This window comes from Hymenobacter sp. 15J16-1T3B (assembly GCF_020711235.1).
Lineage (GTDB): Bacteria > Bacteroidota > Bacteroidia > Cytophagales > Hymenobacteraceae > Solirubrum.
Genome location: NZ_JAJFAV010000002.1, coordinates 310,800 through 335,437, shown reverse-complemented (window position 1 = coordinate 335,437; position 24,638 = coordinate 310,800). Strand labels below are relative to the sequence as shown.

At 64.8% G+C, this 24,638-nt stretch carries 26 protein-coding genes; 12 read left to right on the top strand and 14 right to left on the bottom strand.

Annotation, left to right across the window (positions count from 1 at the left end; genetic code table 11):
- Positions 1-62 precede the first annotated feature (62 nt).
- A complete protein-coding gene (locus tag LJ737_RS04765; RefSeq protein ID WP_227763368.1) occupies positions 63-1,250 on the bottom strand; it encodes an L-dopachrome tautomerase-related protein in 1,188 nt (395 codons plus the stop codon).
- A gap of 474 nt (positions 1,251-1,724) precedes the next feature.
- Between LJ737_RS04765 and LJ737_RS04760 the strand changes: the two genes are divergently transcribed.
- Entirely contained in the window at positions 1,725-2,159 is a 435-nt protein-coding gene (locus LJ737_RS04760; protein WP_227763367.1) for an RlpA-like double-psi beta-barrel domain-containing protein, read from the top strand.
- 157 nt (positions 2,160-2,316) lie between these two features.
- Here LJ737_RS04760 and LJ737_RS04755 read toward each other — a convergent pair whose 3' ends face one another.
- Complete coding sequence (locus LJ737_RS04755) at positions 2,317-3,327, bottom strand: hypothetical protein (protein WP_227763365.1); 1,011 nt, start codon at positions 3,325-3,327, stop codon at positions 2,317-2,319.
- Between the two features lie 88 nt (positions 3,328-3,415).
- Entirely contained in the window at positions 3,416-3,817 is a 402-nt protein-coding gene (locus LJ737_RS04750; RefSeq protein WP_227763364.1) for a hypothetical protein, read from the bottom strand.
- A gap of 140 nt (positions 3,818-3,957) precedes the next feature.
- Between LJ737_RS04750 and LJ737_RS04745 the strand changes: the two genes are divergently transcribed.
- A complete protein-coding gene (locus LJ737_RS04745) occupies positions 3,958-6,000 on the top strand; it encodes a WG repeat-containing protein (protein WP_227763362.1) in 2,043 nt (680 codons plus the stop codon).
- Between the two features lie 12 nt (positions 6,001-6,012).
- Here LJ737_RS04745 and LJ737_RS04740 read toward each other — a convergent pair whose 3' ends face one another.
- Positions 6,013-6,444 (bottom strand): DUF6799 domain-containing protein, encoded by a 432-nt coding sequence (locus tag LJ737_RS04740; RefSeq protein WP_227763360.1) that lies wholly within the window; start codon positions 6,442-6,444, stop codon positions 6,013-6,015.
- 126 nt (positions 6,445-6,570) lie between these two features.
- Here LJ737_RS04740 and LJ737_RS04735 point away from each other — a divergent pair, with 126 nt between their 5' ends.
- Complete coding sequence (locus LJ737_RS04735) at positions 6,571-6,861, top strand: hypothetical protein (protein WP_227763359.1); 291 nt, start codon at positions 6,571-6,573, stop codon at positions 6,859-6,861.
- A gap of 57 nt (positions 6,862-6,918) precedes the next feature.
- On the opposite strand, the gene LJ737_RS04730 is transcribed toward LJ737_RS04735, so the two are convergent.
- Positions 6,919-8,490 carry a tetratricopeptide repeat protein gene (locus LJ737_RS04730; protein WP_227763358.1) on the bottom strand — a complete coding sequence of 524 codons (1,572 nt, stop codon included), beginning with the start codon at positions 8,488-8,490 and terminating at the stop codon, positions 6,919-6,921.
- A 206-nt stretch (positions 8,491-8,696) separates the two neighbouring features.
- Between LJ737_RS04730 and LJ737_RS04725 the strand changes: the two genes are divergently transcribed.
- The 5 genes from LJ737_RS04725 (at position 8,697) to LJ737_RS04705 (ending at position 12,081) form a co-directional block, all read left to right on the top strand.
- Positions 8,697-9,278, top strand: a complete 582-nt coding sequence (locus tag LJ737_RS04725) for a hypothetical protein (protein ID WP_227763357.1) — start codon at positions 8,697-8,699, stop codon at positions 9,276-9,278.
- A gap of 98 nt (positions 9,279-9,376) precedes the next feature.
- On the top strand, positions 9,377-9,595 hold the full coding sequence (locus LJ737_RS04720) for a CsbD family protein (protein ID WP_227763356.1): 219 nt from the start codon (positions 9,377-9,379) through the stop codon (positions 9,593-9,595).
- A gap of 114 nt (positions 9,596-9,709) precedes the next feature.
- Positions 9,710-10,288, top strand: a complete 579-nt coding sequence (locus LJ737_RS04715; protein ID WP_227763355.1) for a hypothetical protein — start codon at positions 9,710-9,712, stop codon at positions 10,286-10,288.
- A gap of 50 nt (positions 10,289-10,338) precedes the next feature.
- On the top strand, positions 10,339-11,178 hold the full coding sequence (locus LJ737_RS04710) for a DUF1206 domain-containing protein (protein ID WP_227763354.1): 840 nt from the start codon (positions 10,339-10,341) through the stop codon (positions 11,176-11,178).
- An 87-nt stretch (positions 11,179-11,265) separates the two neighbouring features.
- Positions 11,266-12,081 carry a DUF1206 domain-containing protein gene (locus LJ737_RS04705; protein WP_227763353.1) on the top strand — a complete coding sequence of 272 codons (816 nt, stop codon included), beginning with the start codon at positions 11,266-11,268 and terminating at the stop codon, positions 12,079-12,081.
- 4 nt (positions 12,082-12,085) lie between these two features.
- On the opposite strand, the gene LJ737_RS04700 is transcribed toward LJ737_RS04705, so the two are convergent.
- On the bottom strand, positions 12,086-13,321 hold the full coding sequence (locus LJ737_RS04700; RefSeq protein WP_227763352.1) for an NAD(P)-dependent oxidoreductase: 1,236 nt from the start codon (positions 13,319-13,321) through the stop codon (positions 12,086-12,088).
- Between the two features lie 239 nt (positions 13,322-13,560).
- Here LJ737_RS04700 and gcvP point away from each other — a divergent pair, with 239 nt between their 5' ends.
- On the top strand, positions 13,561-16,473 hold the full coding sequence (gcvP, locus tag LJ737_RS04695) for an aminomethyl-transferring glycine dehydrogenase (protein ID WP_227763350.1): 2,913 nt from the start codon (positions 13,561-13,563) through the stop codon (positions 16,471-16,473).
- Positions 16,474-16,566: 93 nt separating this feature from the next.
- Here gcvP and LJ737_RS04690 read toward each other — a convergent pair whose 3' ends face one another.
- Positions 16,567-16,863: an SH3 domain-containing protein gene (locus LJ737_RS04690; RefSeq protein WP_227763348.1), complete on the bottom strand. Its 297-nt coding sequence runs from the start codon at positions 16,861-16,863 to the stop codon at positions 16,567-16,569.
- Positions 16,864-16,929: 66 nt separating this feature from the next.
- Entirely contained in the window at positions 16,930-17,217 is a 288-nt protein-coding gene (locus LJ737_RS04685) for an SH3 domain-containing protein (protein WP_227763347.1), read from the bottom strand.
- 214 nt (positions 17,218-17,431) lie between these two features.
- Here LJ737_RS04685 and LJ737_RS04680 point away from each other — a divergent pair, with 214 nt between their 5' ends.
- Positions 17,432-18,034 (top strand): DUF4136 domain-containing protein, encoded by a 603-nt coding sequence (locus LJ737_RS04680; protein ID WP_227763346.1) that lies wholly within the window; start codon positions 17,432-17,434, stop codon positions 18,032-18,034.
- A gap of 69 nt (positions 18,035-18,103) precedes the next feature.
- The gene (locus tag LJ737_RS04675) at positions 18,104-18,766 is read left to right on the top strand and encodes a hypothetical protein (protein WP_227763345.1); all 663 of its coding nucleotides are present in this window, start codon (positions 18,104-18,106) and stop codon (positions 18,764-18,766) included.
- Positions 18,767-18,836: 70 nt separating this feature from the next.
- On the opposite strand, the gene lipA is transcribed toward LJ737_RS04675, so the two are convergent.
- A complete protein-coding gene (lipA, locus tag LJ737_RS04670; protein ID WP_227763344.1) occupies positions 18,837-19,739 on the bottom strand; it encodes a lipoyl synthase in 903 nt (300 codons plus the stop codon).
- A gap of 177 nt (positions 19,740-19,916) precedes the next feature.
- On the bottom strand, positions 19,917-20,696 hold the full coding sequence (locus LJ737_RS04665; protein WP_227763343.1) for a hypothetical protein: 780 nt from the start codon (positions 20,694-20,696) through the stop codon (positions 19,917-19,919).
- A 110-nt stretch (positions 20,697-20,806) separates the two neighbouring features.
- Between LJ737_RS04665 and LJ737_RS04660 the strand changes: the two genes are divergently transcribed.
- On the top strand, positions 20,807-21,214 hold the full coding sequence (locus LJ737_RS04660) for an OsmC family protein (RefSeq protein ID WP_227763342.1): 408 nt from the start codon (positions 20,807-20,809) through the stop codon (positions 21,212-21,214).
- 209 nt (positions 21,215-21,423) lie between these two features.
- Here LJ737_RS04660 and ytxJ read toward each other — a convergent pair whose 3' ends face one another.
- From ytxJ to LJ737_RS04640, 4 genes are all read right to left on the bottom strand, one after another.
- A complete protein-coding gene (gene ytxJ / locus LJ737_RS04655) occupies positions 21,424-21,765 on the bottom strand; it encodes a bacillithiol system redox-active protein YtxJ (RefSeq protein ID WP_227763341.1) in 342 nt (113 codons plus the stop codon).
- Complete coding sequence (locus LJ737_RS04650) at positions 21,765-22,088, bottom strand: hypothetical protein (protein WP_227763340.1); 324 nt, start codon at positions 22,086-22,088, stop codon at positions 21,765-21,767. The genes ytxJ and LJ737_RS04650 overlap by 1 nt, the downstream gene beginning before the upstream one ends.
- A gap of 78 nt (positions 22,089-22,166) precedes the next feature.
- Positions 22,167-22,502: a hypothetical protein gene (locus tag LJ737_RS04645; protein WP_227763337.1), complete on the bottom strand. Its 336-nt coding sequence runs from the start codon at positions 22,500-22,502 to the stop codon at positions 22,167-22,169.
- 145 nt (positions 22,503-22,647) lie between these two features.
- Entirely contained in the window at positions 22,648-24,627 is a 1,980-nt protein-coding gene (locus LJ737_RS04640; protein ID WP_227763336.1) for an alpha-ketoacid dehydrogenase subunit alpha/beta, read from the bottom strand.
- Between the last annotated feature and the right edge of the window lie 11 nt (positions 24,628-24,638).

Sequence of the window (24,638 nt, the reverse complement as noted above, 5' to 3'; positions counted from 1 at the left end):
GCTAACGACAACGGCCCGCCCAAAGTTGGGCGGGCCGTTGTTGAGCCGCGGTCGTGCTGCGGTTATTTGGGCAGGGCCATTTTAAACAAGCGGTACGGCTGGTTTTGCTTGCCTACCCCCTTATTCCAAGTCGGCGTCTTGTGAATGGCCGAAGCAGTAACGTATAAGGTGTTATCCGGGGTTAGAAAGTAGGTATCCGGCCACTGCAGGCGCGGATCTTTGGCCAGCGTCTCGATTTTGCCATCGGGCGTGCGGCGCACCACGGCATTCTGCTCAATGGCCGTGATGTAGACGTTGTTGTTGGCATCAATTTCCAGCCCGTCGCAGGCTGGAGTCTTGCCCAGGTTTTCCACCTGCGCGCCGAGCTGCGCGTCACTGAGCGCAGCGTTGCGCAAGGCTGCCGTTGGAATGCGGTAGAGCGTGTACCCCGTGACGGCGTGGTAGTAGAGGTGCTTGTTGTCGCGGCTAAGGGCAATGCCGTCGGAATGCAGCTTGGCAGGCTTGCCCATGGGGTCGAGCATGGGGTTGCCCTCCACGTTCAGCTTGATATCCTCGGCCTTCACCGACGGGTGGTTGGTGAGGACGCGCCGAGCCTTTTGCGTCTTTAAATCGACCACTACCAAGCCGCCCTGGCTGGATTCGGTGATGTAGGCGTAGTTGTTGTCGAGGTCGATGCGCACGTCGTTGAGGTAGGACTTGCGCGGAGCCACCGATTGATCAAAGCGAATGGTTTGCACCACTTGGTTGGTCTTGGGGTCGATTTTGACCAGCTTCGGCCCGCCGGGCACGGTGTACTTCAGGCCCGGCGCGGCCGGATCGAGCACCCAAAGCATGCCGCTGCGGTCGACGGTGGCCGCCTGGGGGCTGATCCAGTGCTTCTCGGGTTCGGTGCGCACCGAGTCGTTCCACGTGCACCATTTGGCATCCGGGTAGGGCTGCACGGAGTTGTCGGACCCGAGGATGGCAATGGGGTTGACGGGGTTGTAATCCCAGCGCGGCGAGACGAGGAGCACGCGCTGATCGGGCAGCACGGCCACGCCCACAAACTGCGGTTCGCGCAGTTCGCCAACGAGTTGCAAGGGCGAATCAGCCGGGGCGCTGGGGGCCGCGGCAGTGGCGGCCGCCGAGTCGGCCGGCGCATTTAAATTGGTTGTCGTACCTTTGTCGGCCCCGGAGTTGCAGCCGGCCAGTGCCGCCGCGAGTAGCATGGGCAGCAAGGCAGCCTGGGTGTTGGTAACGAAGCATCGCATAGCAAGCGGTGTTTTGGGTTGGGTAGAAAAGCCTTGGCGCTGGCTTCCGCAGCCCAACGGCGTCCCTTACTACGCTGGTTACAGCCTCGCGTTTGATGGTAGTGGCTTTCCGCATCAGCGGGCGGGCAGCTCGTCACTAACCTTTCCTGAACTCGGCCGTTTAACCACTTCTTTTTGGCCCCTAGCTAGTCTAAAACCGCATTTATATAATTAATACTATAAAAAATATTGTTTAAAACTTAGCCATTATTTACCTTGACCAACTCCGAACCCGGTAAGTCAGGCCATACGGGCCTCCTTCAATCATATGATTTCCCGACCGCGTGACGGCCGGACCTTAACCGCCCCAGGTGAAAGTGGGCGTGCACGAACCCAAACGTCATGTCTATAGCGCTTTTTCTGCTTTACCTTTTCCTTCCCGCCCCCACTCCTTCCGTTCCCCGGCACTTGCCCACCGCGCACTTGGCGCCGCGTGTGGCCGCAGTGACTCCCGCGCCAGCTCCTGCGGTAGCTTATCATCCACCCAAAAAGCTACCGACTTACCGCGTAACGGCCACGGTTTACATGGCCGTGGTCGGCCAAACCGATGACGAACCGTTCGTCACGGCCGACAACTCCCGTATTTCGCCCCATCAAACGCACAAAAGCCGCTGGGCCGCCCTTTCGCGCGACCTGCTGAAGCACTGGGGCGGCCCCTTTGATTACGGTGACTCCGTGCGGGTTAGTGGCATTTCGCCCCAGCTCGACGGCATCTACATTATCCATGATACCATGGCCCGGCGCCACAAGCACTGCTTCGACGTGCTCGTGGGAGCTAAAGAAGCGCACCTGTCCGATATGTGGCACAACGTGCGCCTGACGCCGGTTCCGCCCCGCCCCGCTCCGCAGCCGGAGTGGCAGGCCGGTTAAGCGTATCCGCTTTTTCTGGGATTTTTTGCCGGGCTAGCAGCCCGACCAGCTTCCGCATTGCCTGGCCCCGCCTTCTGGCGAACCGGCACGCTACGGGCCTACCGGCGCGGCAACTTGCTGCGCGGGTAGGCCCGTGACTCGTTGCGCCGGGGCGCAGTTAGGCCGGAAAGGCGGTGAGCGTACGCGGCTGCCCGTCGGCGTCGTAGAGGTAGCTCAGCGGCTCGCGCGGGTTCTGCAAGATGGTGCGCAGCTCTATTTTCCAGGGCAGCCACAGCTCTTCCAGCGTTTGGGCGTAGGCCATGTTGTCCCAGGGGTTGAACACCGAGCCGGTCACGTCGTCGAGGAAGGTATCCATAACCAGCACGTCGTCGCCGGGCTTGACGGGGCGCGGAAAGTACTCCGGAATGGCGCTGAGCAGGTAGGCACCGTAGTACACCCGGGCTTTAAACTCGGCCAACTGCACCGGGTGCAGGGGGCGGGCCTGCGCGTCGTGGTACACGCGCTCCATCACGTGGCGCAGCATGTCGTTGTCGAGCAGGCAGCCGATGACGGCCACGCGGCCCAGGCGGATGCTGAACACCATGGTGGCCAGGTCGTCTTCGTAGGCGAAGTCGGGCTCGTCGGGCCCTAGCTCCACGTCGAGGATAAACATGGAGCCGGGCACAAAGTCGTCGTACTGCATGGGCACGCGCAGGGCCTGCAGCACCTGGAAAAACGAGCGGAAGCGGCTGAACAGCGTGCGGTTTTCGGCCAGCGGGTAGCGCGGCTTGATCAGCGGCTCTTGTTCCCGGGCCAGTTCGCCCACGAAAATGCCGTAGAACATTTTGCCCAGCCACAAGAACAAGGTTTGTTCGTCGAGCTGGCGCAGGCCGGCGGGGTCGGCAGCGGTAGCGGCTTCCACGCGGCTTTCCAGCGCATTCACGTGCTGCTGGTGGCAGCGCGGGCAGCACGGAATCGTCAGCTCCCGGAAAGTGCTGGTGCTCTGGTCAAGCAGGCGGATTTCCCGGTCGGCCAAGCCGTAGCGCTCCGTCAGCCAGGGCGCAAAAACCGGCACGTTGTCGCGGGCCGGGTCGACGGGCGCACCGCACAGAAAGCAGGCCGGGGCCAGCAGCTGCATGCGGGCGAAAGGGTCGTAGAGGGTGAGGTCGGGCGAAGGAGTGGCTGCCATAAGGTGCAAAAATACGCGGCCCGCCGCAGCCGAACCGGAGTTCGGGGCGACGGGCCGCGTATAACCGGCAAACGGGCCGGCGGGTTGGCTAGCGCGAGAGCGAAGAGCCCAACTTGATGAGCAGCTTGCCGAGCTGAGCCAGCGGCGGGCCGTAGCCGGCGGAGGCTTCGTCGGCCACTTTGCTGGTTTCAGCCCCCAGCGTGGCCAGGGTTTCGGCCACGGCGTGCGGGTCGGCGTCCGAGCCGGTGAGCTGCTCGCGCAAGTGCTGCAGCTCCTTGATGATTTTGGCCAGGCCCGGCTTTTCGCTGGCGCGCAGCACCTCGGCCCACCGGTCAATTTCGGTCAGCCCGTATTGATTGGCCGCCGTGGGTACGCCTTCCCCCAGCAGGGCCAGCGTGTCGTCGATCAGTGCCGACTGCTGGCCATCAGTGACTTCCATCGGCAGTTGAAACTCGGGCGTGTGGGCGGGGGTGGGCGTTAAAGAATCCATGGTGAGGGGCGAAAAAGGAAGACTGAACAAGGGCAGCGGTTGCTTGCGTATACTTTGCCTGAATCCAAAAAGTTGAGGGCAGCCGCCGTCCGACTGCGTTTCTCCTATTCCGCCGCCCCGCCCTGCCTTCCCGCTGCTTGATGCTGCACGTTTTTCAGCCCGCCCCTTTTCCCGATCCGGCCCGCCAACAGCTGTTCGAAACCGTCCGCCGCATCTTGGGCACCGGCTTGCCCGCCGACGCCCCCGCCCTGCTGGCCGGTCCGCTGCCGCTGCCCGGCGGCCGCTCGGCCGACGCGGTGCTGGTGCGGCCGCACAGCCTGACGTTGCTGCTGCTGCACCCCGGCGCGGGTGGTGAGTTGCGCATGCCCTCGTTTGCCGAGCACCCTTGGCAGCTCAACGGCAACCCGCTGACCCTAGCTAGCGGTGCGTTGAATCCCTACCAGGACTTCGCGCAGCTGCAGCCAGCCCTGCTGGCCCTGCTGGAGCCCCTGCTGCCGCCCGAATCCGTCAATTCGCGCTTCGTGACGGGCCTGTGGCTTACCGACGGCCCCCTGCGCTTCGGTGCCGATGTGGAGGCCAGCATGGCCGCGGCGCCCGAAGCCCGGCAGCTGCAGCTGCTGCCCGAGCTGACCCGCCTGCCCCGCCGCCTGGCCCAGCTGGCCACCCCCGAAATCGAGCTGACGGCGGCCGATATTCAGCAGCTGGCCACCGCCTTGCCCGCCGCCCTTGCAGCCCCCCAGGCCAATGCCGTCACCGAGCCGTCGGCCACGCTGGGCTCGGTGGTGCAAAACACGGCCCGGCAACTGTGGCGCTGGCTCGGGGCCGAGGACGTGGACGAGCTACCGCCCGACACGTACGCCCTAGCGGCCCGCAGCGAAGACCAAAAACACCAGCTGGAAGAGCAGCAGGCAGCCTTGCAACGCCAGCTCACCGAGCAGCTGCGTGCCATTGAAGCGCGCGAGGCCGCCCGCGAACAAAGCTTAACGCAGTTGCGCGCCGAGTTGGCCCGGGCCCAGCAACAAGCCGCCCCGCACGCGGCCGAGCTGCAGGCCCGCCTGGCCGCCGAAAACCGCGCCAAAGCCGCCGAAGAATCCAGCCTGCAGGCCGCCCGCGCCGAGTGGCAGCGCCGCAATCAGGATTTGGACGCGAAAATCACCGCGTTGGAGCAACTGCTTCTGCGTCTGCAGGCTCCTCCGGCAGCTCCGGCCCAGACCCCGACCGAACCCTTGGCCACCCCAGTTGCGCCGTCCGCAGGTGCGGCCGCGGCGCCGGGGGAGCGGCCGGCCCAAGCGGCGCCGGTAACCGGCGCGGAACATGCCCCACCGGCTCGGGCAGCAGCTTCCATTCCTCCGGGCGCGGCAGGGGCCTTGCCGCGTTCCAGCGCAGCGTCTGCGGCTTCGGTGCCGCCGCTGGCGCAGCGTCTGCGGGTTGGGCTAACACACACCCGCCGCGCCGCTGCCGCGCTGGCGGCCCCGTTGCGGCAGCGCCTGCCGGCCACCGACCACTGGCTGTGGCTGGCGCTGGGCGGCATTTTTGGCCTGGGGCTGATGCTGTGGCTGGGTACGCAGGTGTTCAAAGGCCCGGCGCCGGAGCCGTTTCAGGCGCAGGGCCGCTGGGGTTTTGCCCGCCGCGGCGAACCGGTGATAAAAGCCGAGTACGCCTCGGTGCAGCCATTCCAGGACGAGCGGGCGGTGGTGGAGCGCGACGGGGCATTTGGGGCGGTGGACATGGAAGGGCAGGAAGTGGTGCCGCCCGCTTACGACGCCATGAACAACTACGCCGGCGGCTACGCCCGGGTGCGCATCGGCGACCTATACACCTTCGTCGACGCGGACGGGCAGGAGTTCAACTACTATTTCTTCAACGCCTACGACTTCGCCGAGGGCTACGCGCCGGTGCTCGACCGCCGCGGCTGGTACTACATCAGCGGCCCCGGCGCCGGGGTGCCGGCGCACCCGCGAGTGTTTCAGGAAGCCTACCCTTTCCGCAACGGGCTGGCCCGCGTACGCACCGGCGGCGCCTACACCTTTATCACGCCCGAGCACCTGGCCGACAGCACCCGGGGCCCCGAGCCGTTTGGCCGCTACGAGCAGGCGTCCGACTTCGCCGACAACCGCGCGCAGGTGCAGCAAAATGGCCGCCGCTTCGTCATCGACACCGACGGGGCGGAGGTAACGCAATAGAGCTGCCGGACGCTAGTCGTCGTGCTTGCGGCCGTGCTTTTTACCAAACTGCTTCCACCATTTTTTCAGCTGCCCCGGTGGCATGTGGCGCGCGGGCCCGGCGTGGGGGCCCCGGGCTACCGGGCGGGCGGCTGGGGCCGCCAGTGCCCAGGTGCCGTCGGGCTGCTGCCGGCTCCCGACGGGATTACCGCGCAGGTCGCAGCCCTGGCCCTCGGCGAGCTGGGTGCGGCCGCCGTCGGACCGGAGCACAAAGCCGTCGGGGGTGACGGAGCGGCCGTTGGGCAAATGCACTTCCTGGGTGAGCGGGCGCAGCTGCCCGTGCCGCACGAGGTAAGTGGCGCCGTTGCGGCGCAGGAAGCCGTCGTCGGCCTGGGCGGAGGCGGCGCGGGCCGTCAGCGCCAATAGCGCGGTGGTCGTGAGCAGAAAGCGGAGCAGGGTAAGCATGGAAAGCGGAGGCGGCAACAATGCCGGTCTTGTACGCGCCGCGGTCGGTAGCCGTTGGGCACGTGGGTTACCTTCGGCGCTACTTGGTATAAAGGGCCATAGCATCCACCAAAACAACCTACGACCATGAAAATGACTTTCAAATCCCTGCTGTTTGTAGCCGCTTTTGCCGCTTTCGCTACCACCTCGTGCAGCGAGAAAACCCAGGACAACGCCGAAGCTACCGCTGAAAGCGCTGCTAACGACGCCGCTGCCAACACCGAAGCCGCCGGCAACGCCGTGGAAGGTGCCGCCGACAACGCCGCCGCCGACATGAAAGAAGGCGCCAACGAAATGGCTACTCCCGAGAAGGGCGACACGGCCGTGGTGAAAAACCAGCCCGCCAACGGCGTGGTGGAAGAGACGCCCAAGAAGTAATTTGCGGCTTACCGGCCCTAAAAAGCCCGCTCCTGAGCTCAGGAGCGGGCTTTTTCATTAAGCCGATACCGGGGCGGGTGGGGCCACCGGCTGCGCGGCGGTCAGTTCCATCAGCACATCGTAGTAGGGGCGGCCCATCATGCGGGCGCGCAGCCAGGCGTAGAAGCTCATGGCCTGCAGGTCTTCGCGCTCCAGGGGCAGGAAGCGGGGCATTTCGGCCACGCGGGCGGCAAACGCCGGCCGGCTGGCGGCTTTGGGGTCGTCGAGGATGTCGCGCACCAAGGCCAGGTAGCTCAGCACGTAGCGGTAGGCGCCGCCGTCGGGCCCGAACCGGTCACGCACGAAGCGTTCCACGGCGCGCAGGCGGTGGGTGGCCACGTCGGGGTTGCCCATTTCCAGCTGGGTCAGCAGCTCGCCCAGGTTTTTGTTGAGCAGCCACTCCACGCCCATGGTTTCCTCGCACCAGTGGTCGGAGCGGCCGATGGTGAGCAGCGTGTGGGCCGTGCGCTGGTACTGGCCTTCGGCGAAGTAATGGAAGCCCAGGCCGAGGCGGGCGGTGAGCTGGTCGCGCGGGTTGAGGGCCTGGGTGCGCAGCAGTTCTTCCAGCAGCTGAATGCTTTCGGCGTTGCGGCGCAAAAAGGCCAGGTTGGCGGCCAGCAGGAAGATATACTTGGGGTAAAACTCGTTGTAGTGGCTGCGCGGGCCGTTTTCGATCAGGCCGCGCAGCTGCTGCAGGTACTCCACCGACTCGGGGAAGCGGCGGTTGCGGTAGAGCGCGTGCGCAATCATGTAGAGCAGGCCGAGCTGGTACTCGCGGTGGGCGGGCTGGAAACCGTGGCGCTTTTCCATCAAGTGGTAGCAACGGCGCACGAAGGGCTCGAAAGAAGCAAAGTCGCGGCGCACGAGCATGGCCGAGCGGGCAATGGAGAGCAGGCGGTAGAGCAGGGAGGGGCGGCGGCCGAAGGCATCCTGCAGGTCGTACTCGCGCAGGATGTCATTCATAATCTGGTCGAAGGGCACCACCCCGCCGACCGGGCCGTGGTGGCGCCCCTGGGTGCGGGCCTGGCGCAGACGGGCGCGCATCAGGCTGTAGGCAATGGCGGCGCGCTCCTCTTCCTCGGCCGCGGGTTTGTTGCGGTTGCGTCGCCGAATGATGTCGTCCAGCGGTTCGGCGTGCTCCCCGTGGGCGTGCTCGATCTGCAGGTTGTACACCGTGTTGAGCAGCTCGTACTGCTCGTTTTGCGCGGCCAGCTTCTCAGCCTTGCGCAGGGTAGCCCAGGCCAGGCGCGGAATGCCCGCATCGAAGAGGTACTGCGCGAGGCTAAGCTGCCCGCGCACGGTGCTGGCGGCCGTCAGGTCCTGGTCGCGCTGCTTCAGGAGGAGGAAGTCGGTGACTTGGCGCAGCAGGCGCTTGCGCAGGGCGTAGTACGCGGTGGCGTTGGGCTCGTCGGGCGGGTAGAGCTTGGCCAGCAGCTCGGCCGTGCTGTACTCCTGCTTGTGCCAGAGCAATTCGCAAAGCTGGGCGTCTTTGCGGCCTTTCTCTTTGCGGCGCTGGCGCTGCAGAAAGCGCAGGAATTCCTTCCGGTCGTCGGGCGAGAAGGTGGCGAGGGTGGTGCGTAGGTCGTCCATGACACTGCCAAACTACGGCATTGTGACCCACCGAATGCAAGTGTATGCTAAAAAAGCTGATGTCCCCGGCGCCACATAAAAATGTGAGCCATACAACGAAAAGAGGCGAATCTTCCTCTATCCGTAAAGTCAGATGCCAGGCTAATTCGGCGGCAGCAACCGCGCGGCCAATTCTAGCTTGCCGACGATATTCTTCCCCTCTCTTTATGCGTTCCTTTCTCCCGCTCCTCCTGCTCCTTGGCCTACCCCTGCTGGCCGATGCCCAAACCGTGGCCGACACGCTAGTGGCTACCCCGACTGCCCTGGCTACCGCCCTGCCCGACACCCTCGCGCCGGCTCTTGCCCTGCCGGCCCCCGACTCGGCGGTGGCGGCGGCCCCCGATACGACGCTGACGGCGCTTCAAGGGCTGTCGGACGTGGAGCGGCGGCAACGGGGCCGGGCCGATGCCAAGAAGCATTACCGCCCGGCCCGGGGCGTATTCTGGGGCGGGCTGGGCATGGGCGTCGCCAGCCCGGTGGCCTCGATATCGGGCGGGCCGCTGGGGTTTGCGGGCACTTTGGGCGGGGCCCTGGGCATGGGCTTGGCGGGCCCGCGCCCCGACAAGCTGCAGGCCAGCGCGCCGCAGCCCGAGTTGCTGCGCGACCCGAATTACCGCCAAGGCTACAAGCTGCAAGCCAGCAACAAAAAGCTGGGCAAAGCCATTCTGGGCTGGGGCATCGGCGCCACCGTTGCGTTTGCCGGCCTCATCGTGGCCGTAGCAGTGGCGTTGAGCGGGGGCTTCAGCTAAGGGCCCGACGGTGGGGTGGCAGACGGCGGAGCAACCCCTAGCTCGACCATGCCGTACACCAACTACATTCTTTCCCCACCCCAAAACACCTGTCAATCATGGATATCAACCGCAATAACCTCGACGACTCGACCGAGCTGCGCGCCCGCAGCAACTGGAACGAAATCAAAGGCCAGGCCAAGCAGAAGTGGGGCCAGCTCACCGACGACGACCTGACCTACGACGAAGGCCGCCAGGACGAGTGGTTCGGCCGCCTGCAAGAAAAAACCGGCGAAACCATCGACGACATCAAGGGCTGGTTCCGCCGCACGTTCTAGGCGAATTGCTCTGATGCTGAACGCCCCGCAGCCCGCGCTGCGGGGCGTTTTTTTTGGCTGCGGGGAGCACCCGGGCCCGAGGCCGCGTATATTCCTCCGGCTTTTCGCTCTTCCATGCGCATTCATTCCGACGAGCTGTACACGTTGGGCAACAAAGCCCTGTTCAAGCTCCCGAAAACCGCGTTTTTCTGCTCCCGCGACTACCCGCCGGCCATTGAGCGGCTCACGTTTTTGTGGGCCATGGAGCAGCGCTACCGCGGGCACTGCGTGCTGTCGGGCTTTCACTCGCGCCTGGAACAAGCCGTGCTACGCTACCTGCTGCAGGGCGAGTGGCAACCGGTGATTTACGCCCTGGGCCGGGGAATTCAGCCCGGTACCCGCTTCGAGTACGAGGCCGACATTGCCGCCGGGCGCCTGCTGTTCGTCACTCCGTTTGAACCGGGGGTACACGTCGTGACCCAGGACACGGCCGACATCCGCAACCTGCTCATTGCCGACCTGGCCGATCAGTTCTTCGTGCCCTACCTGGCGCCCGGCGGCAACCTCGACCGGCTGCTGCGCACCGATGCGGTGGGCGCCAAACCCATCCTGACGCTCGATTTGCCCGAAAACCAGCCGCTGCTGGCCCGGGGGGCGCGGCTGTACCGGCCCGGCGGCGTACTCGGGCACGCCAGCCGCCCGGCTCAACCCTAGCACCTGCCGCATGCGTATGCCGAAGGTTCCAACCTAGCACCTTCCGTCTCATGGCAACGCTTTCTTCTTCTATTCCGGCTCACCTGCCGACTTCCCCGTCCGACGGCATCCGGACGCTGGCCCGCTTCGGCTTCGCGGCCAAGGGCGTGGTCTACGGCATCCTCGGCGCGCTGGCCGTCATGGCCGCCACCAACATCGATGGCGGCCGCACCGCCGACAAGCAGCAAGTGCTGCAAACCATTCAGGACATGCCCCTGGGCCGCTGGCTGCTGGGCCTGGTGGCCTTCGGGCTGGCGGGCTACGTGGTGTGGCGCCTGGTGCAGGCCATCCGCGACACCGAAGGCAAAGGCAACGGCGCCAAAGGCATAGCCACCCGCATCGGCTACGTGGCCTCGGCCCTGGGCTACGCCGCGCTGGCTTTCGTGGCGGGCAAGGCGGCCTTCGAAAACACCAGCGCCGACGCCGGCAGCGGCGGCACCCGCCAGTCGATGGTAGCCAAGCTGCTCGAGCAGCCTTACGGGCAATGGCTGGTGGGCGCCATCGGGCTGTTCGTCATCGGCATTGGCGTATACCAGCTGATCCGGGCTTACTCCGGCTCGTTTGCCAAGCACGTCAACGACAGCCAGCTGCCGGCCGCCCAGCAACGGCTGGTGTACCGCGTGGGGCAGCTCGGCTACACGGCCCGCGGCATTGTGTGGGGCATTCTGGGCTATTTCCTGGTGCGGGCCGCCCTCACCGCCAACGCCCAGGCAGCCGAAGGCACCGAAGGCGCGTTTGACTTCCTGGCCTCGCTGGGCCAGGCGCCGCTGCTCATCGTGGCGCTGGGGCTGGTGGCTTACGGCCTTTACATGCTGGTGCGGGCCAAATACCCGATTTTGCGCGGAGTGTAGCCGCCGGGTTTCCGTATAACTCGCAGCCGCACCCCCTGCGTAAAAAAGCCGTCTAACCGACGGCTTTTTTCGTTCCTGCCTTTTTCCTTGCTCCCTCTCCCCGACCTTGATCTACCCAGCCCGGCCCGGGCATTTACCGTTTTGGCGCGCTTTGGCCTGGCCGCGCAAGGCGTGGTGCACTTGCTGCTCGGGGCGCTGGCCGCGCAAGCGGCGGCCGGGGTGCGCGCGGCCCGCGCCGACCGGGAACAGGCGCTGCTGACCATCGAGCACCTGCCGCTGGGCCCGTGGCTGCTGGGGCTGCTGGCCCTGAGCCTGGGGGCGTACGTGACGTGGCGTTTCGTGCAGGCCGCGTTCAATACCGAGCGCTGCGGCTACGACGCAAAAGGCCTGGGCAAGCGCGTGTTCTTTGCCTGCAGCGCGGTGGGTTACGGTTGGCTGGCCTATTATGCCATGCACCTGGCAGTGGCCGGCCGCAGCACCGGCGACTCGCAGCAGCACCTCATTGCCACCGCGCTCAGCTACGCCTACGGCCACTGGCTGCTCGGGGCCGTGGCCCTGACGGTGATGGGCATTGCTCTGTTTCAGCTCTACCAAGCCTTTGCCGGCACCATGGACCGCGAGGTAAACGACCGGCGCCTGCCCGACCAGCCCTGGCAGCTGGTGTACCGTCTCGGGCAAGTCGGCTACACCGCCCGCGGCGTGGTTTGGCTCATTCTGGCCTATTACCTGCTGCTGGCCGCCGTGCACGGCAACGCGCGCGAAGCCCGCGACACCGACGGCGCCTTCGACATCCTGGGCCGCATGGGCAGCGGCGTGCTGCTGGTGGTGGCCGCGGGCTTCGTGTGCTACGGCCTGTACATGTTGGTGCGGGCCCGCTACCCGCGGATGCAAGGCCCGGCCTGAGCCTTTAGTGCGCGGGTGCCAGCACGTCTTCGCCCACGTAGTCGCGCAGGTACTGGTAGCGCGGGGTCAGCTGGCCGCCGCGGGCAATGGTGGCCCGTTCGATGACGGCGTCCGGATCGGGACCGAACAGGTGAGGAAACACGTTGTCGATGAGCTGGCGGCCGAAGTCCCGCGAGGCGTTGCGCGGCAGCTCGCAGGGCAGGTTGTCCACGGCCATGACGGTCAGGTTCAGCGGGTGCGAATAGGCTGTTTCCAGCTCGCCGGTGCGCGGGTTATAGTCGAAAGCCGGGTCGGGGATGCTCGTGCTGCGCTTGGTCACGGGAATTGAGCCGTCGATGTCGCAGGTCACGTCGGCAATGGTGTTGATGCGGAAGTTGGGCCGGCGCGTGTCCTCCTCGGTGAAGAGCTTGGGCGCTTTCGGGTCCCAGTAGGCGCAGGCAATGAGCAGGTCCGTCACCGGCAGGTACTTGTCGAACGTGGACAAGTACTCCTCCGGGTGGTGGTGAAAGTCGGGCGTGTCCCACACGCGGCCGTCGCGGCGGGCGTTGTAGTCGGAGGAGCGCAGCTGGGTGTACACGGGCTCCGTGAAGTCGTGGTAGAGGTAGTCGTACACGCTCACGCGCCGGATGCCCATTTTATCGAGCACCTGCAGGGCGCCCTGGGCCACGCGGCCGGAGCCCGTCACGGCTATCTTGATAGGCGGCAAGGCCCGCACCTTGAAGTATTCCTCCTGCATGTCGTCGAGGTCGGTGCAGAGGTAGGCGGGCTTGAGCTGGTAGAGGCCGTGCTTGCGGCCGTAGGTCAGCAGGCCGTTGTATGCCCCCACCACCCCGGCCCAGTAGCCAAAGGCCACGATTCGTTCGCCCTTGGCGTTGGTCAGCACTTCGTAGTCGACGAGCGTGATGTTCTTCTGCAGCACGGCGCGCAGCAGCTTGCGGTTGGCCGGCTGCTTCTTGATGGTATGGGAGAAGAACAGGTAGGTTTTGTTCGGCACGAGCTGCTCCACGGGCACTTCCTTCACCCCGAGCAGGATGTCGCAATCGGTCACGTCGGCCTGCACCGGAATGCCCAGGTCGCGGTATTCCTGATCGGCGTAGCTGCGGATGTCGCTGCTCTGGGCCACTACCTGCACCTGCGGCCAGGTTTGCTGCACTTCCACGCACTTTTTGGGCGTGAGCGGCACGCGGCGGTCGACGGGAATTTTGCCTTCGCGGATCAGGCCAAGCTTGATGGGGTTCATGGGGGAATGGCTTCGGGTGGGGAATGGCAAAGCTAGAATTTTTGCCCGGAGCGGTCGGCCGCGGCCCCGGCGCCGGGGCCGCGGACCGCGGTTTGGCGGCGCCGGCCGGCGGCACGCGCCGCCCGGGCCCGACTGCCACTTTTTTGCCCGCGAAATGGTTTAAGCGTGAAGCCTTTTCGGCCTACCTTTGTTAGAGGCTAACAGTAGTTAGTTTCCCTGCCAACCCATCCGTTTCCCATATGAAGTTGTCCTTCAAGCCCGCCGACGTGTTTGTTGACCGTCACAACGGTCCTGACGCTGCGGCCGTGGCCGAGATGCTGCGCACCATCGGCGTCGAATCGGTCGACCAGCTCATCAACGAAACCGTGCCCGCCCGCATCCGCCTGAAGCACGAACTGAAGCTGCCTGCCGCCCTCACCGAGCGGCAGTTTTTGCATAAGTTCAAGCAGATTGCCGGCCAAAACCAGGTGTTCCGCTCCTTCATTGGGCTGGGCTACCACGACACCCAGATGCCGCCGGTTATCCTGCGCAACATCATGGAAAACCCCGGCTGGTACACGGCATACACGCCCTACCAAGCCGAAATTGCCCAAGGCCGCCTCGAAGCCCTGATCAACTACCAGACCATGGTGATTGACCTGACGGGCCTCGAAATTGCCAACGCCAGCCTGCTCGACGAGGGCACGGCCGCCGGCGAGGCCCTGCACATGTTCCACGGCCTGACCAAGAAGAAAAACGCCACCAAGTTTTTCGTTTCCGAGCAGGTATTGCCCCAGACCATCGACGTGCTGCGCACCCGCGCCACGCCGCTGGGCATTGAGTTGGTCATTGGGGACCACCGCACCGCCGACCTTTCGGACGAGGCCCTGTTCGGCGCCATCGTGCAGTACCCCGCCGCCGACGGCGAGGTGTTCGACTACACCGACTTCATCAGCCAAGCCCACGACCAGGGTATCCTGGTAGCCGTAGCGGCCGATTTGTTGGCCCTCACGCTGCTCACGCCTCCCGGCGAAATGGGCGCCGACGTGGTGGTGGGCAACTCGCAGCGCTTCGGCGTGCCGCTGGGCTACGGCGGCCCGCACGCCGGCTACATGGCCACCAAAGACGCCTACAAGCGCGTGATTCCCGGCCGCATCATCGGCCAGAGCGTGGACGCTACCGGCAACAAGGCCTACCGCATGGCCCTGCAGACCCGCGAGCAGCACATCCGCCGCGAAAAAGCAACGAGTAACATCTGCACCGCGCAGGTGCTGCTGTCGGTTATTGCCGGCATGTACGCCGTATACCACGGTCCGGAGCGCCTGAAGCAGATTGCCGTCAACGTGCACCTGCTCACCCGCCAGCTGGCCGCCGGCTTGCAGGAGCTGGGCCTCAAGCTGAACGTCGAAAACTACTTTGACACCATCAGCCTGACGCTGGAAAGCGCCGAGCTGAGCCAGGGCCTGCGCACCGAGCTGGAAGCCAATGGCATCAACCTGCGCTACTTCGGCCAGAGCAACGTGGGCATTTCGCTGCACGAGAAAACCGACGCCGAAGATGTAACCGACATCCTGCGCGCCTTTGCCAAGGTGCTCGGCAAAACCGCGCCCGCCGCGGCTTCGGCTGAACTGGAGCTGAACTGGCCGGAGGCGCTGATCCGCACCTCGGAGTACCTCACGCACCCGGTGTTCAACACCCACCACGCCGAAACCGAGCTGCTGCGCTACATGAAGCAGCTCGAAAACAAGGACCTCTCGCTGGCGCACTCGATGATTCCGCTGGGCTCGTGCACCATGAAGCTCAACGCCACCGCCGAGATGATTCCGGTGACCTGGCCCGAAATCGGCCAGCTCCACCCCTTCGCCCCGCGCACCCAAACCCAGGGCTACAGCCAGATCTTCAAGGACCTGGAAGCCTGGCTGTGCGAGGTAACCGGCTTCGACGCGGTGAGCCTGCAGCCCAACTCGGGCGCCCAGGGCGAATACGCCGGCCTGCTGGTGATTAAGGCCTACCACGAAGCCCGCGGCGACCATCACCGCAACGTGGCCCTGATTCCGGCTTCGGCCCACGGCACCAACCCCGCTTCGGCGGCCATGTGCGGCATGAACATCGTGGTGGTGAAGAGCACCGAGCGCGGCGAAATCGACCTGGACGACCTGCGGGCCAAGGCCGAGCAGTACTCGGATAAGCTCAGCTGCCTGATGGTGACCTACCCGAGCACGCACGGCGTGTACGAGGAAAGCATCATCGACATCTGCAACCTCATCCACGAGCACGGCGGCCGCGTGTACATGGACGGCGCCAACATGAACGCCCAGGTGGGCCTGACCTCGCCGGCCAACATCGGCGCCGACGTGTGCCACCTGAACCTGCACAAGACCTTCTGCATCCCCCACGGCGGCGGCGGCCCCGGCGTAGGCCCCATCGGCGTGGTAGCCGACCTGGCCCCCTACTTGCCCGGCCACGTAGTCGTTGATGCCGACGGCCGCTCGGGCGGCGCGGTTTCCGCGGCGCCTTGGGGCTCGGCCAGCATCCTGCCCATCTCCTACGCCTACATCAACATGATGGGCGGCGAAGGGCTGAAGGCAGCTACGCAGACGGCCATTCTGAACGCCAACTACATCAAGGCCCGCCTGGAGGAGCACTACCCCGTGCTCTACACCGGCGCCCAGGGCCGCTGCGCCCACGAAATGATCCTCGACTGCCGCCAGTTCAAGAAAGCCGGCATTGAAGTGGAGGACATTGCCAAGCGCCTGATGGACTACGGCTTCCACGCCCCCACCGTGTCGTTCCCGGTTGCGGGTACGCTGATGGTGGAGCCGACGGAGTCGGAGAGCAAGGAGGAGCTGGACCGCTTCTGCGAGGCCATGATCAAGATCCGCCAGGAAATCCGCGAGGTGGAGGAAGGCCGCGCCGACCAGAAGGACAACCTGCTCAAGCACGCCCCGCACACCGCCGCTGTGCTGCTGCAGGAAGAGTGGACGCGCCCCTACTCGCGCGAGCAGGCCGCCTACCCCACCGACTTTGCCCGCCGCTTTAAGTTCTGGCCCACCGTGTCGCGCATCGACTCGGCCTTCGGCGACCGGAACCTGATCTGCGCCTGCACGCCCATCGAGGCCTACGCCGACCAGGAAGAGCACCTCGTGCCCACCGACAAAGGCCCGTCGTACTAAGCGGCCCGGCTGCCTCATGCAAACGGCCCGGAACCTTGCGGTTCCGGGCCGTTTTATTGGTGCCTGGCTGTCGGGGGGTGGAGGGGGCTACTGCTAGCGGCTGCCGTTGAAGCAGGTGCGGTACATGTAGCCGGTTTCGGTTTTGCCGCCGTTGGTGGCGCGCACTTTCACGAAGTACTGGTCGACGGTGTCCATCACCTGTACTTCGGTGCCCGAGGTAACGGCCATGAGCTGGGTCGATTCCTTTTTCATGCCATCGTAGAGCGGGCAGTCGACCACGGTATTGCGGGCCACCGGGGCTTTGGTGCTGCGGCTGGAGGCGGTGTCGTCTTTGGCGGCGCTGCAGGCAGCCAAGCCAAGCAATGCTAGGAAGAGTAGAGGTTTGGGCATGGGCGGAGGATTTGTGCCGGAATGTAGCGAAATGCCCGGGGTAATGCGCAGTTATTTTCCTCGCGTTCAGGGGGCGGTGTTCAGGCAGGCGCGGTACATGTAGCCCGACAGCACCTTGCCGTTCTTGCTGAATTGCGCGTGCACGAAATAGGCGTTGTTGGCCGAGTCGGTAACCTGCACCTGCGCCCCCACCGGCACGATGGAGAGCATGGGCGACTGGGTACTGGGCCGCGTGTAGAGGCAGCAGGCCGTGCCGGTGGTGCGGCCGGCGGTTTTTTGGGCAATGGGCGGAATTTGGGCCGTAGCCGCGGGCTGCTGCCCCAGCAGCAGGTAAGTCAGTAGTAGCAATGGCATGTGGCGGGAAGGCAAGTCGGGGAACGGACCTCTAATGTGCCAATAAACTGCATTTAATCAAAATAAAATTGGCCTGAATATTTTCATCCACCTGCGCAGAATACAACAATCCGGGAACGGTCGGCGGGGCGCCGATGTTGACAGAATAGCCCGGCAAAACCAGCCTGCCGACGCCGGCAGCGCGGTTTTCGGGCCTTCCCAATTCGATCTACTTATGCAACGCTTCACTCAATTGTTTTCCCGTCCCGTGGCCCTGGCGGCCGTAGGTCTGTCGCTGCTGCTGGGCGCGGCCGGCTGCGCCACGGTGCCGCACGTGGGCGTCACGTCCGACTTCGACCACGCCGTCAACTTCCGGGCCTACAAGACTTGGGCGTGGTACCCCGAGCAGCCCACCGACGCCGAGGGCGGCCCCGCCAAGGGCTACAACTCGTTTTTCGACCAGCGCATGCGCCGCTCGGTGGAAGCCGAAATGGTGCGCAAGGGCCTGACCAAAACCGACAAGAACCCCGACGTGTACGTGGCTTACTCCGCCCGCGTGGAGGACAAGCAACGCGCCGCCAACCCCGGCTACTACGGCCCCTACGGCTTCCCCTACTGGGGCTATTACGGCCTCGGCCGCCCCTACCAGACGGTGCAGGACTACAAAGCCGGCAACGTCATCATCGACATCGTGGACGCCAAGCGCAAGGAGCTGGTGTGGCGTGGCTACGGCCAGAGCCAGGTAGACCAGCAGACGCTGTCGGAGCAGGAGGTCAACCGCCTCGTGACCGGCGTGCTCGGCGACTTTCCGCCCACCGACAACACCGCCCGGCGCTAAGCCAGCGCCGTTGCAACGCTTCGGTTTCGAAAAGCCTCGTCTGTATCAGACGAGGCTTTTTGTTTTGGTATGCGCCGCATGATTCACCGCATTGTTCCGCTCGGCCTGCCGCTGCTCGTGTTCGGAGTTACCGGCTGCAACGCCCTCTTTACCGGTTTGATGGGCATGCACAGCACACCGCCCCACTCGCCGGCCCGTGTGGCGGCGGATGCGGCCCGCTACCGCGTGCCCGCCGCCCAGGTAGCGGTACTCGACGCCAGCTACCTGCGCTTTGTGCGGCGGCAGGCCCGGGAGGCGAGCCGCTACGACGCGGCCAAAAACCACGGCCAGCTGCTGCAGTTACTGTATTTCGACGCGGCGGGCCGGCTCGTATCCTTTCACATCAACTGCTACGCCCCGCCCAAGCTGCCCAGCCTCAACCTGAACTGGAACCCGGACGGCCTGCTGAATACCTTTCCGCCCGCCTCCCAGGTGGCGCCCGACCAGTTGCTGTCGTTTGCGCAGCTGCTCACGTTTCTGCGCACGCCCGAGGGCCAGCCGCTGGCGGCGGAGCCGCTTGCAGTGGCGCCGGGCGGCTACCGCGTGGTGGTGTTCTGGAGCCACACCATGGGCCGGCAGACGCGCGTGTTGCTGCGCGCAGTGGCGCAGAACCTGCAGCGCGTGCCGCCGGGCCAGCCCGCCCCGCAGGTGCTCTACGTCAACAACGACGCTTACTTGGGCTTGCTAGATTAAATGCGCCGGGCCCGCTTCCTCCATGGAAAGCGGGCCCGGCGGCAGATGGCGCAAGCGCAGCGGTTGCGGCCTAGATGGGCACGTTTACGTGGCGCTCGGCGTGATAAGAGCTACGCACCAGCGGGCCGCTTTCCACGTACTTCAGGCCGCGGCGCAGGCCTTCTTCCTTGTAGTGCGCGAACAGGTCGGGGTGGATAAACTCCGCTACCTCGATGTGGCGCTTGGTGGGCTGCAGGTACTGGCCCAGGGTCAGGATGTCGAGGCCGTTGGCGGCCAAATCGTCCATGGCCTGGTACACTTCCTCCTTGGTTTCGCCCAGGCCCAGCATGATGCCCGACTTGGTGCGGCACCCGGCTTCCTTGGTGCGGCGAATCTGCTCCAGGCTGCGGTCGTACTTGGCCTGCGGGCGCACGAGACGGTAGAGGCTGCCCACCGTTTCCATGTTGTGCGACACCACTTCCTGCCCGCCGGCAATCATCGTGTCCAGGGCGGCCCAGTTGGCCTTTACGTCCGGAATGAGCGTTTCGATAGTCGTGGTGGGCGAGAGCTGCTTGGTTTGCACCACGGTTTCGTACCAGATGCTGGCGCCGCGGTCCTTCAGCTCGTCGCGGTTCACCGACGTGATGACGGCGTGCTTCACCTTCATCAGCATGATGGCCTCGGCCACGCGGCGGGGCTCGTCGAGGTCGTACTCGGTGGGGCGGCCGGTGGCCACGGCGCAGAACGAGCAGGAGCGCGTGCACACGTTGCCCAGGATCATGAAGGTAGCCGTGCCGGCGCCCCAACACTCGCCCATGTTCGGGCAGTTGCCCGATTCGCAGATGGTGTGCAGTTTATGTTCGTCCACCAGCTTGCGCACGTTGGCGTAGGCCGGGCCCACGGGCAGCTTCACGCGCAGCCAATCGGGCTTGCGCGGCTTGGCCGGCGCAGCAGCTTCGGGCTGAATGACGGGTAAGGTCAGGAGAGTATCCATCCTACAAAGGTAAGTGGTAGCGGGTTGCGGCGCAGCACGGAGTTGGCGGCCGTGCCCGCTAAACAGCGCCGCCCGTCTGCTAGTTGCAAACCGGCCCGCCGGGCGCGAAAAAGCCCGTCGCCGGCCAGACGCGAGAGGTCCGGCCGGCGACGGGCTAAGGCAGCAACGGTGGCAGCGCTATTTGCGCGAGCCGATGTAGAGCGTCACGTACACGGAGTTGAAGAGGTTGTTGTTCAGCTTGCTCTCCGCCACGCCGGGCACATTCATGGTCACCAGGCGCTTGGTGTAGGCTTCCACCAGGAAGCCGGCCTCGATGCCCGCCACGGCGTCGCGGTAGCGGCCGTACTCGAAGTTCAGCGCGCCGCGCAGATGGGCCCCGAAGTTGGGCTTCACGTTGCCGATGCCCGAAAAGATGGGCGCCCGGTCGTAAATCTTGCCCGTTTCGTAGTGCTTGTCCGGGTCGTACTGCTCGGCGCGGATGTCTTCGCGCGGGTTGGGGTTGCTCTGGTCGGGCTTGGGCGTGTAATCGTAGTAGATGTAGTAGGGCAGCAGCATCCCGATGGACGGGCCGGCCCCGAACAGGGCATCCACTTCTACCCCCGATTCGGCCGCTTTGCGGAACAGGGTGCGCTGCAGGCCCACGGTGGGGCGCAGGGCGAAGAGGTAGTTGGTTTTGCCGGGCACGTAAATCCCGCCGATGTTATTCTGGAAGCGCTGCTCCTTGCGGCCCTTCACCTCCACGCCCTCGAGCAGCCAGAAGCGGGCCCAGTCGTCGTTGAGGCGGCGCGTGGAGCGCACGGCCACCCCGCCGATCAGGCCGGCGTTGGTGTTCAGGTTAATTCCGTAGGTAAATTCCTTCTCGTAGCTCGGCGCGTCCTGGGCCTCCTGGGCCTGGGCGGCGGAAGTGGCCAGCAGCGCGGCCGTGAGCAGGAAAGCGGAGTATAAATAAGGGCGCACGGCAGCAAAAGCGGGCAGGATGAGAAACAAACGCGCGGCCGCCCGCCGGGGGCTGGCCACTCCGAAAGTACGTAAATTTGAGCGCATCCGTCTGTAGTTTTTCTGAATTTATGAGCACTGCCACCGCCCGGTACGCCGGCCAGCTGCGCACCGACGCCACCCACGTAGCCTCGGGCACCACCATCCACACCGACGCCCCGGTCGACAACCACGGCCGCGGCGAAGCGTTTTCGCCCACCGACTTGGTCAGCGCGGCCCTGGGCTCGTGCATGATGACCATCATGGGCATCGTGGCCGAGCGGCAGGGGCTGGACCTGCGCGGCGTGACGTGGAACGTGACCAAGCACATGGCAGCCGAGCCGCGCCGCATTGCCGAAATTGAAGTGGCATTCCAGATGCCCGCCTCGCTTTCGGCCAAAGAACGCGCCACGCTCGAAAACGCGGCCCGCACCTGCCCGGTGGCTCTCAGCCTGAACCCGGAAATCCGGCAATCGGTTCAGTTCTCCTACGAAGGCTAAACCGCTTCGTTACAGCTGGGTTTGGGCGAAGAATTGAGCTTGGTTGCCCCGTTACTTAACGCCCATCGAAAGCGGCTAAAAAACGTCTGTCATCCTGAGCGCAGCGAAGGACCTTATCACCGCTAAACGACCATCGTAACAACGACTCGTTCGGGCGTGATAAGGTCCTTCGCTGCGCTCAGGATGACAGCACTTACTGCCTGGCCGACCTACGCGGCTACTTTCTTTTTCACCTCGCCGAGCTGAATGCTCATGTGCGAGGCGTCGTAGCTGCACTCCCCGTCCTGAATCAGCAAGAGCTGCGGCGACTGGTGCTGCACGCCAAACTGCTCGGCAATTTGGTTGGAGATGGGGCGGTAGCGCAGCAGGTCGAGGTAGTAAATCTTCACTTCCTGCAGGCCGGCGTCGGACCACTGGCGCTCCAAACGGCTCTTGGCCATGGCGCTGATGGAACAGCTGGTGCTGTGCTTGAAGATAACGACGGGGTGTTCAGCCGATTCGCGCACGATGTCGGCGAGCTGTTCGGGCTGGGTAAGCGGGGTCCACTGCATCACTCGGATTCTTTGGGTTGTTTTTTGGCTTTACGCGTGGTGACCATCTTTTGGTCGCTCACCCGCGGCGTGCCGGTGTTGTCGAAGCGGTAACGGTTGCTGCCCTCCGGCAGGTTCCGCTCGGGCGTTTCGCCCGGGCGCAGGTCGCGCTTGTCCACGGCCAGGTGCGACTGGCGCAGGTCTTCGGGCGCCTGGTACTTCTTGGCCGCTTTCAGGGCCTTGCGGGCGGCGCGCTTCTGGGAAACGAATTCGGTTTGGGCGGCGGCCGGCAGGGCACTCAGGCCCCAGAGCAGCAGCCCGAGGGTGGCAATACGGATCAGCATACGAGTGGCAACAACGGTGGGAAGCAATAGCGCACCTTGGCTATACGCGACGCGAACAAGCAAAGGTAAATCAGCGGGTTAGAACGGCAGGGTAATGCCCAGAAAGCGACGCTGCCCGATTTTCTTCTTGAGCTTGCGCCGGTTCATCTTGGGTTTTTTGAGCAGGCCGTTTTTGTCGTAGCTGTTCTTCTGCACTTTGGCCGGCTCGGCCGAGGCGTCGGTGGTCGAGCCGTCGGCCGCTTCGGTCGCGTCGGGGTCTTTCTTTTTGGATTTTTTGACTTTTACCACCGGCCCCTTGGGATTGGGAATGCGGTAGGGGTGAAACAGGCGGCACCCGCTCAGCCCGGGGCCGGCCAGCACCACCAGTACCAGCAGCAGGCAGCTCAGCCGGCGCAGACGCAGAAACTCACTCACGGGGCAGCGGGGTAAAGTCGTAGTAGCCCGAAAAATACAAAGCGCGGAATTAAGAGCTTTGAGTTTGGCCCGGCGAGCTTAGAAGCGAGAAGTCAGCAAGCCGCTCCGTTCTGATTTCTAAGCTCGCCGGCCTAACCTTCGACGTCTAATACGCCAGCAACTTCTCCACGCAGGCACGCAGACGGTTGTCGGCCAGGAAATTGTGCTCCAGCGCCGGCGCGAAGGGAATAGCCGTGTCGAGGGAGGCCACGCGCTGAATGGGCGCGTCGAGCTTGGTGAAGCAGTGCTCGGCAATCCAGGCGCCGATTTCGCCGCCGATGCCGCCGGTGAGCGTGTCCTCGTGCAGGATGATGACGCGGCCGGTTTTCTCCACGGTGCGGCGCACAGCTTCCTCGTCCCAGGGCAGCAGGGTACGCAGGTCCAGGATGTCGCAGTCGAGGTTCATGTCCTCGGCCAGCTTGGCGGCCCAGTGCACGCCCATGCCGTAGGTGATGATGCTCAGCTCCTGGCCTTCGCGGGCGAGGCGGGCTTGGCCGATGGGCAGGGTGTAGTAGTCGTTCGGCACCGGCCCGCTGATGGAGCGGTAGAGCATCTTGTGCTCGAAGTAGATAACCGGGTTAGGGTCTTCGAGGGCGGCGCAGAGCAGGCCTTTGGCGTCGTAGGGCGTGGCGGGGTACACCACTTTCAGGCCGGGCGTGTGCACAAACCAGGCTTCGTTCGACTGCGAGTGGAAGGGCCCGGCGGCCGAGCCGGCGCCGGTGGGCATGCGCACCACCACGTCGGCGTTCTGGCCCCAGCGGTAGTGGCTCTTGGCCAAGTTGTTTACAATCTGGTTGAAGCCGCAGGTCACGAAGTCGGCAAACTGCATTTCCACCATGGCCTTTTTCCCGCGGATGCTCAGCCCCAGGCCGGTGCCGATGATGGCCGACTCGCACAGCGGCGTGTTTCGCACCCGCGCCTTGCCGAACTGCGCCACGAAGCCGTCGGTAATCTTGAACACGCCGCCGTACTCGGCAATGTCCTGGCCCATGAGCACTAGCTCGGGGAACCGCTCCATGCTCTGGCGCAGGCCATCGGAAATGGCGTCGACGTAGCGGCGCTCGGTGCTCGGCGCGTCGGGCGCGGGCGCCTGGTCGGGGGCCTGGAAGGGCATGTACATATCGGCCACTTCCTCTTGCTCGTCCACGGTAATTTCCGGGGTGTCGAACACGATGCGCCAGGCCTCGTCGATTTCGTCCTTGATGGTGCGGCGGTAGCGCTGCTTGGCTTCCTCGTCGAGCACGCCCTGTTCCATGAGGTAGCGCTCAAAGTTCTCCACCGGGTCTTTCTGAGCCCATTCCTCGAACAGCTCCTGGGGCACGTACTTGGTGCCGGAGGCCTCCTCGTGGCCGCGCATGCGGAAGGTCAGCGCTTCCAGCAGCACGGGGCGCGGGTTCTGGCGCAGATCCTCGGCGAGGCGGCGCACGGTGTCGTACACTTCCAGCACGTTGTTGCCGTCCACCTGCACGGCTTCGATGCCGTAGGCCGGGCCCTTGTTGATGAAATAGCCGTGGCGGAACTGCTCGTTGCTAGGCGTGGAGAGGCCGTAGCCGTTGTTTTCGACGATGAAGATGACCGGCAGCTGCCACACGGCGGCTACGTTCAGGCCCTCGTGGAAGTCGCCCTCGGAGGCGCCGCCGTCGCCGGAGTACACCACCGTTACTTTGCCCTCGTCGTTGAGCTTGGAGGCCAAGGCAATGCCGTCGGCCACGGCCAGCTGCGGGCCCAGGTGGCTGATCATGCCCACGATGTGGTGCTCGTTGGTGCCGAAGTGGAAGCTACGGTCGCGGCCCTTGGTGAAGCCGGTTTTCTTACCCTGCCACTGCGCGAAGAGGCGGTCCAGCGGCAGCTGCCGGCAGGTAAACACGCCCAGGTTGCGATGCAGGGGCAGAATGTACTCATCCGGGTGCAGGGCCAGGGTCGAGCCCACCGAAATTGCCTCCTGCCCAATGCCCGAAAACCACTTGCTCACCTTGCCCTGGCGCAGCAGGATGAGCATTTTCTCTTCGATCATGCGCGGCTTCACGAGGCCTTCGTAGAGGCGCAGCAGGTCGTCGTTGGAGTAGTCTTTGCGGTCGAATTGCATGGGGTGGAAGG

What these genes read in the sequence shown, in the direction of transcription:
- LJ737_RS04700 (WP_227763352.1), bottom strand. Translation starts at nt 13,321, where the DNA reads ATGAACCCCATCAAGCTTGGCCTGATCCGCGAAGGCAAAATTCCCGTC.
- LJ737_RS04740 (WP_227763360.1), bottom strand. Translation starts at nt 6,444, where the DNA reads ATGCTTACCCTGCTCCGCTTTCTGCTCACGACCACCGCGCTATTGGCG.
- LJ737_RS04755 (WP_227763365.1), bottom strand. Translation starts at nt 3,327, where the DNA reads ATGGCAGCCACTCCTTCGCCCGACCTCACCCTCTACGACCCTTTCGCC.
- LJ737_RS04735 (WP_227763359.1), top strand. Translation starts at nt 6,571, where the DNA reads ATGAAAATGACTTTCAAATCCCTGCTGTTTGTAGCCGCTTTTGCCGCT.
- LJ737_RS04660 (WP_227763342.1), top strand. Translation starts at nt 20,807, where the DNA reads ATGAGCACTGCCACCGCCCGGTACGCCGGCCAGCTGCGCACCGACGCC.
- ytxJ (WP_227763341.1), bottom strand. Translation starts at nt 21,765, where the DNA reads ATGCAGTGGACCCCGCTTACCCAGCCCGAACAGCTCGCCGACATCGTG.
- LJ737_RS04650 (WP_227763340.1), bottom strand. Translation starts at nt 22,088, where the DNA reads ATGCTGATCCGTATTGCCACCCTCGGGCTGCTGCTCTGGGGCCTGAGT.
- LJ737_RS04745 (WP_227763362.1), top strand. Translation starts at nt 3,958, where the DNA reads ATGCTGCACGTTTTTCAGCCCGCCCCTTTTCCCGATCCGGCCCGCCAA.
- LJ737_RS04715 (WP_227763355.1), top strand. Translation starts at nt 9,710, where the DNA reads ATGCGCATTCATTCCGACGAGCTGTACACGTTGGGCAACAAAGCCCTG.
- lipA (WP_227763344.1), bottom strand. Translation starts at nt 19,739, where the DNA reads ATGGATACTCTCCTGACCTTACCCGTCATTCAGCCCGAAGCTGCTGCG.
- gcvP (WP_227763350.1), top strand. Translation starts at nt 13,561, where the DNA reads ATGAAGTTGTCCTTCAAGCCCGCCGACGTGTTTGTTGACCGTCACAAC.
- LJ737_RS04730 (WP_227763358.1), bottom strand. Translation starts at nt 8,490, where the DNA reads ATGGACGACCTACGCACCACCCTCGCCACCTTCTCGCCCGACGACCGG.
- LJ737_RS04710 (WP_227763354.1), top strand. Translation starts at nt 10,339, where the DNA reads ATGGCAACGCTTTCTTCTTCTATTCCGGCTCACCTGCCGACTTCCCCG.
- LJ737_RS04640 (WP_227763336.1), bottom strand. Translation starts at nt 24,627, where the DNA reads ATGCAATTCGACCGCAAAGACTACTCCAACGACGACCTGCTGCGCCTC.
- LJ737_RS04720 (WP_227763356.1), top strand. Translation starts at nt 9,377, where the DNA reads ATGGATATCAACCGCAATAACCTCGACGACTCGACCGAGCTGCGCGCC.
- LJ737_RS04685 (WP_227763347.1), bottom strand. Translation starts at nt 17,217, where the DNA reads ATGCCATTGCTACTACTGACTTACCTGCTGCTGGGGCAGCAGCCCGCG.
- LJ737_RS04675 (WP_227763345.1), top strand. Translation starts at nt 18,104, where the DNA reads ATGCGCCGCATGATTCACCGCATTGTTCCGCTCGGCCTGCCGCTGCTC.
- LJ737_RS04690 (WP_227763348.1), bottom strand. Translation starts at nt 16,863, where the DNA reads ATGCCCAAACCTCTACTCTTCCTAGCATTGCTTGGCTTGGCTGCCTGC.
- LJ737_RS04750 (WP_227763364.1), bottom strand. Translation starts at nt 3,817, where the DNA reads ATGGATTCTTTAACGCCCACCCCCGCCCACACGCCCGAGTTTCAACTG.
- LJ737_RS04765 (WP_227763368.1), bottom strand. Translation starts at nt 1,250, where the DNA reads ATGCGATGCTTCGTTACCAACACCCAGGCTGCCTTGCTGCCCATGCTA.
- LJ737_RS04725 (WP_227763357.1), top strand. Translation starts at nt 8,697, where the DNA reads ATGCGTTCCTTTCTCCCGCTCCTCCTGCTCCTTGGCCTACCCCTGCTG.
- LJ737_RS04680 (WP_227763346.1), top strand. Translation starts at nt 17,432, where the DNA reads ATGCAACGCTTCACTCAATTGTTTTCCCGTCCCGTGGCCCTGGCGGCC.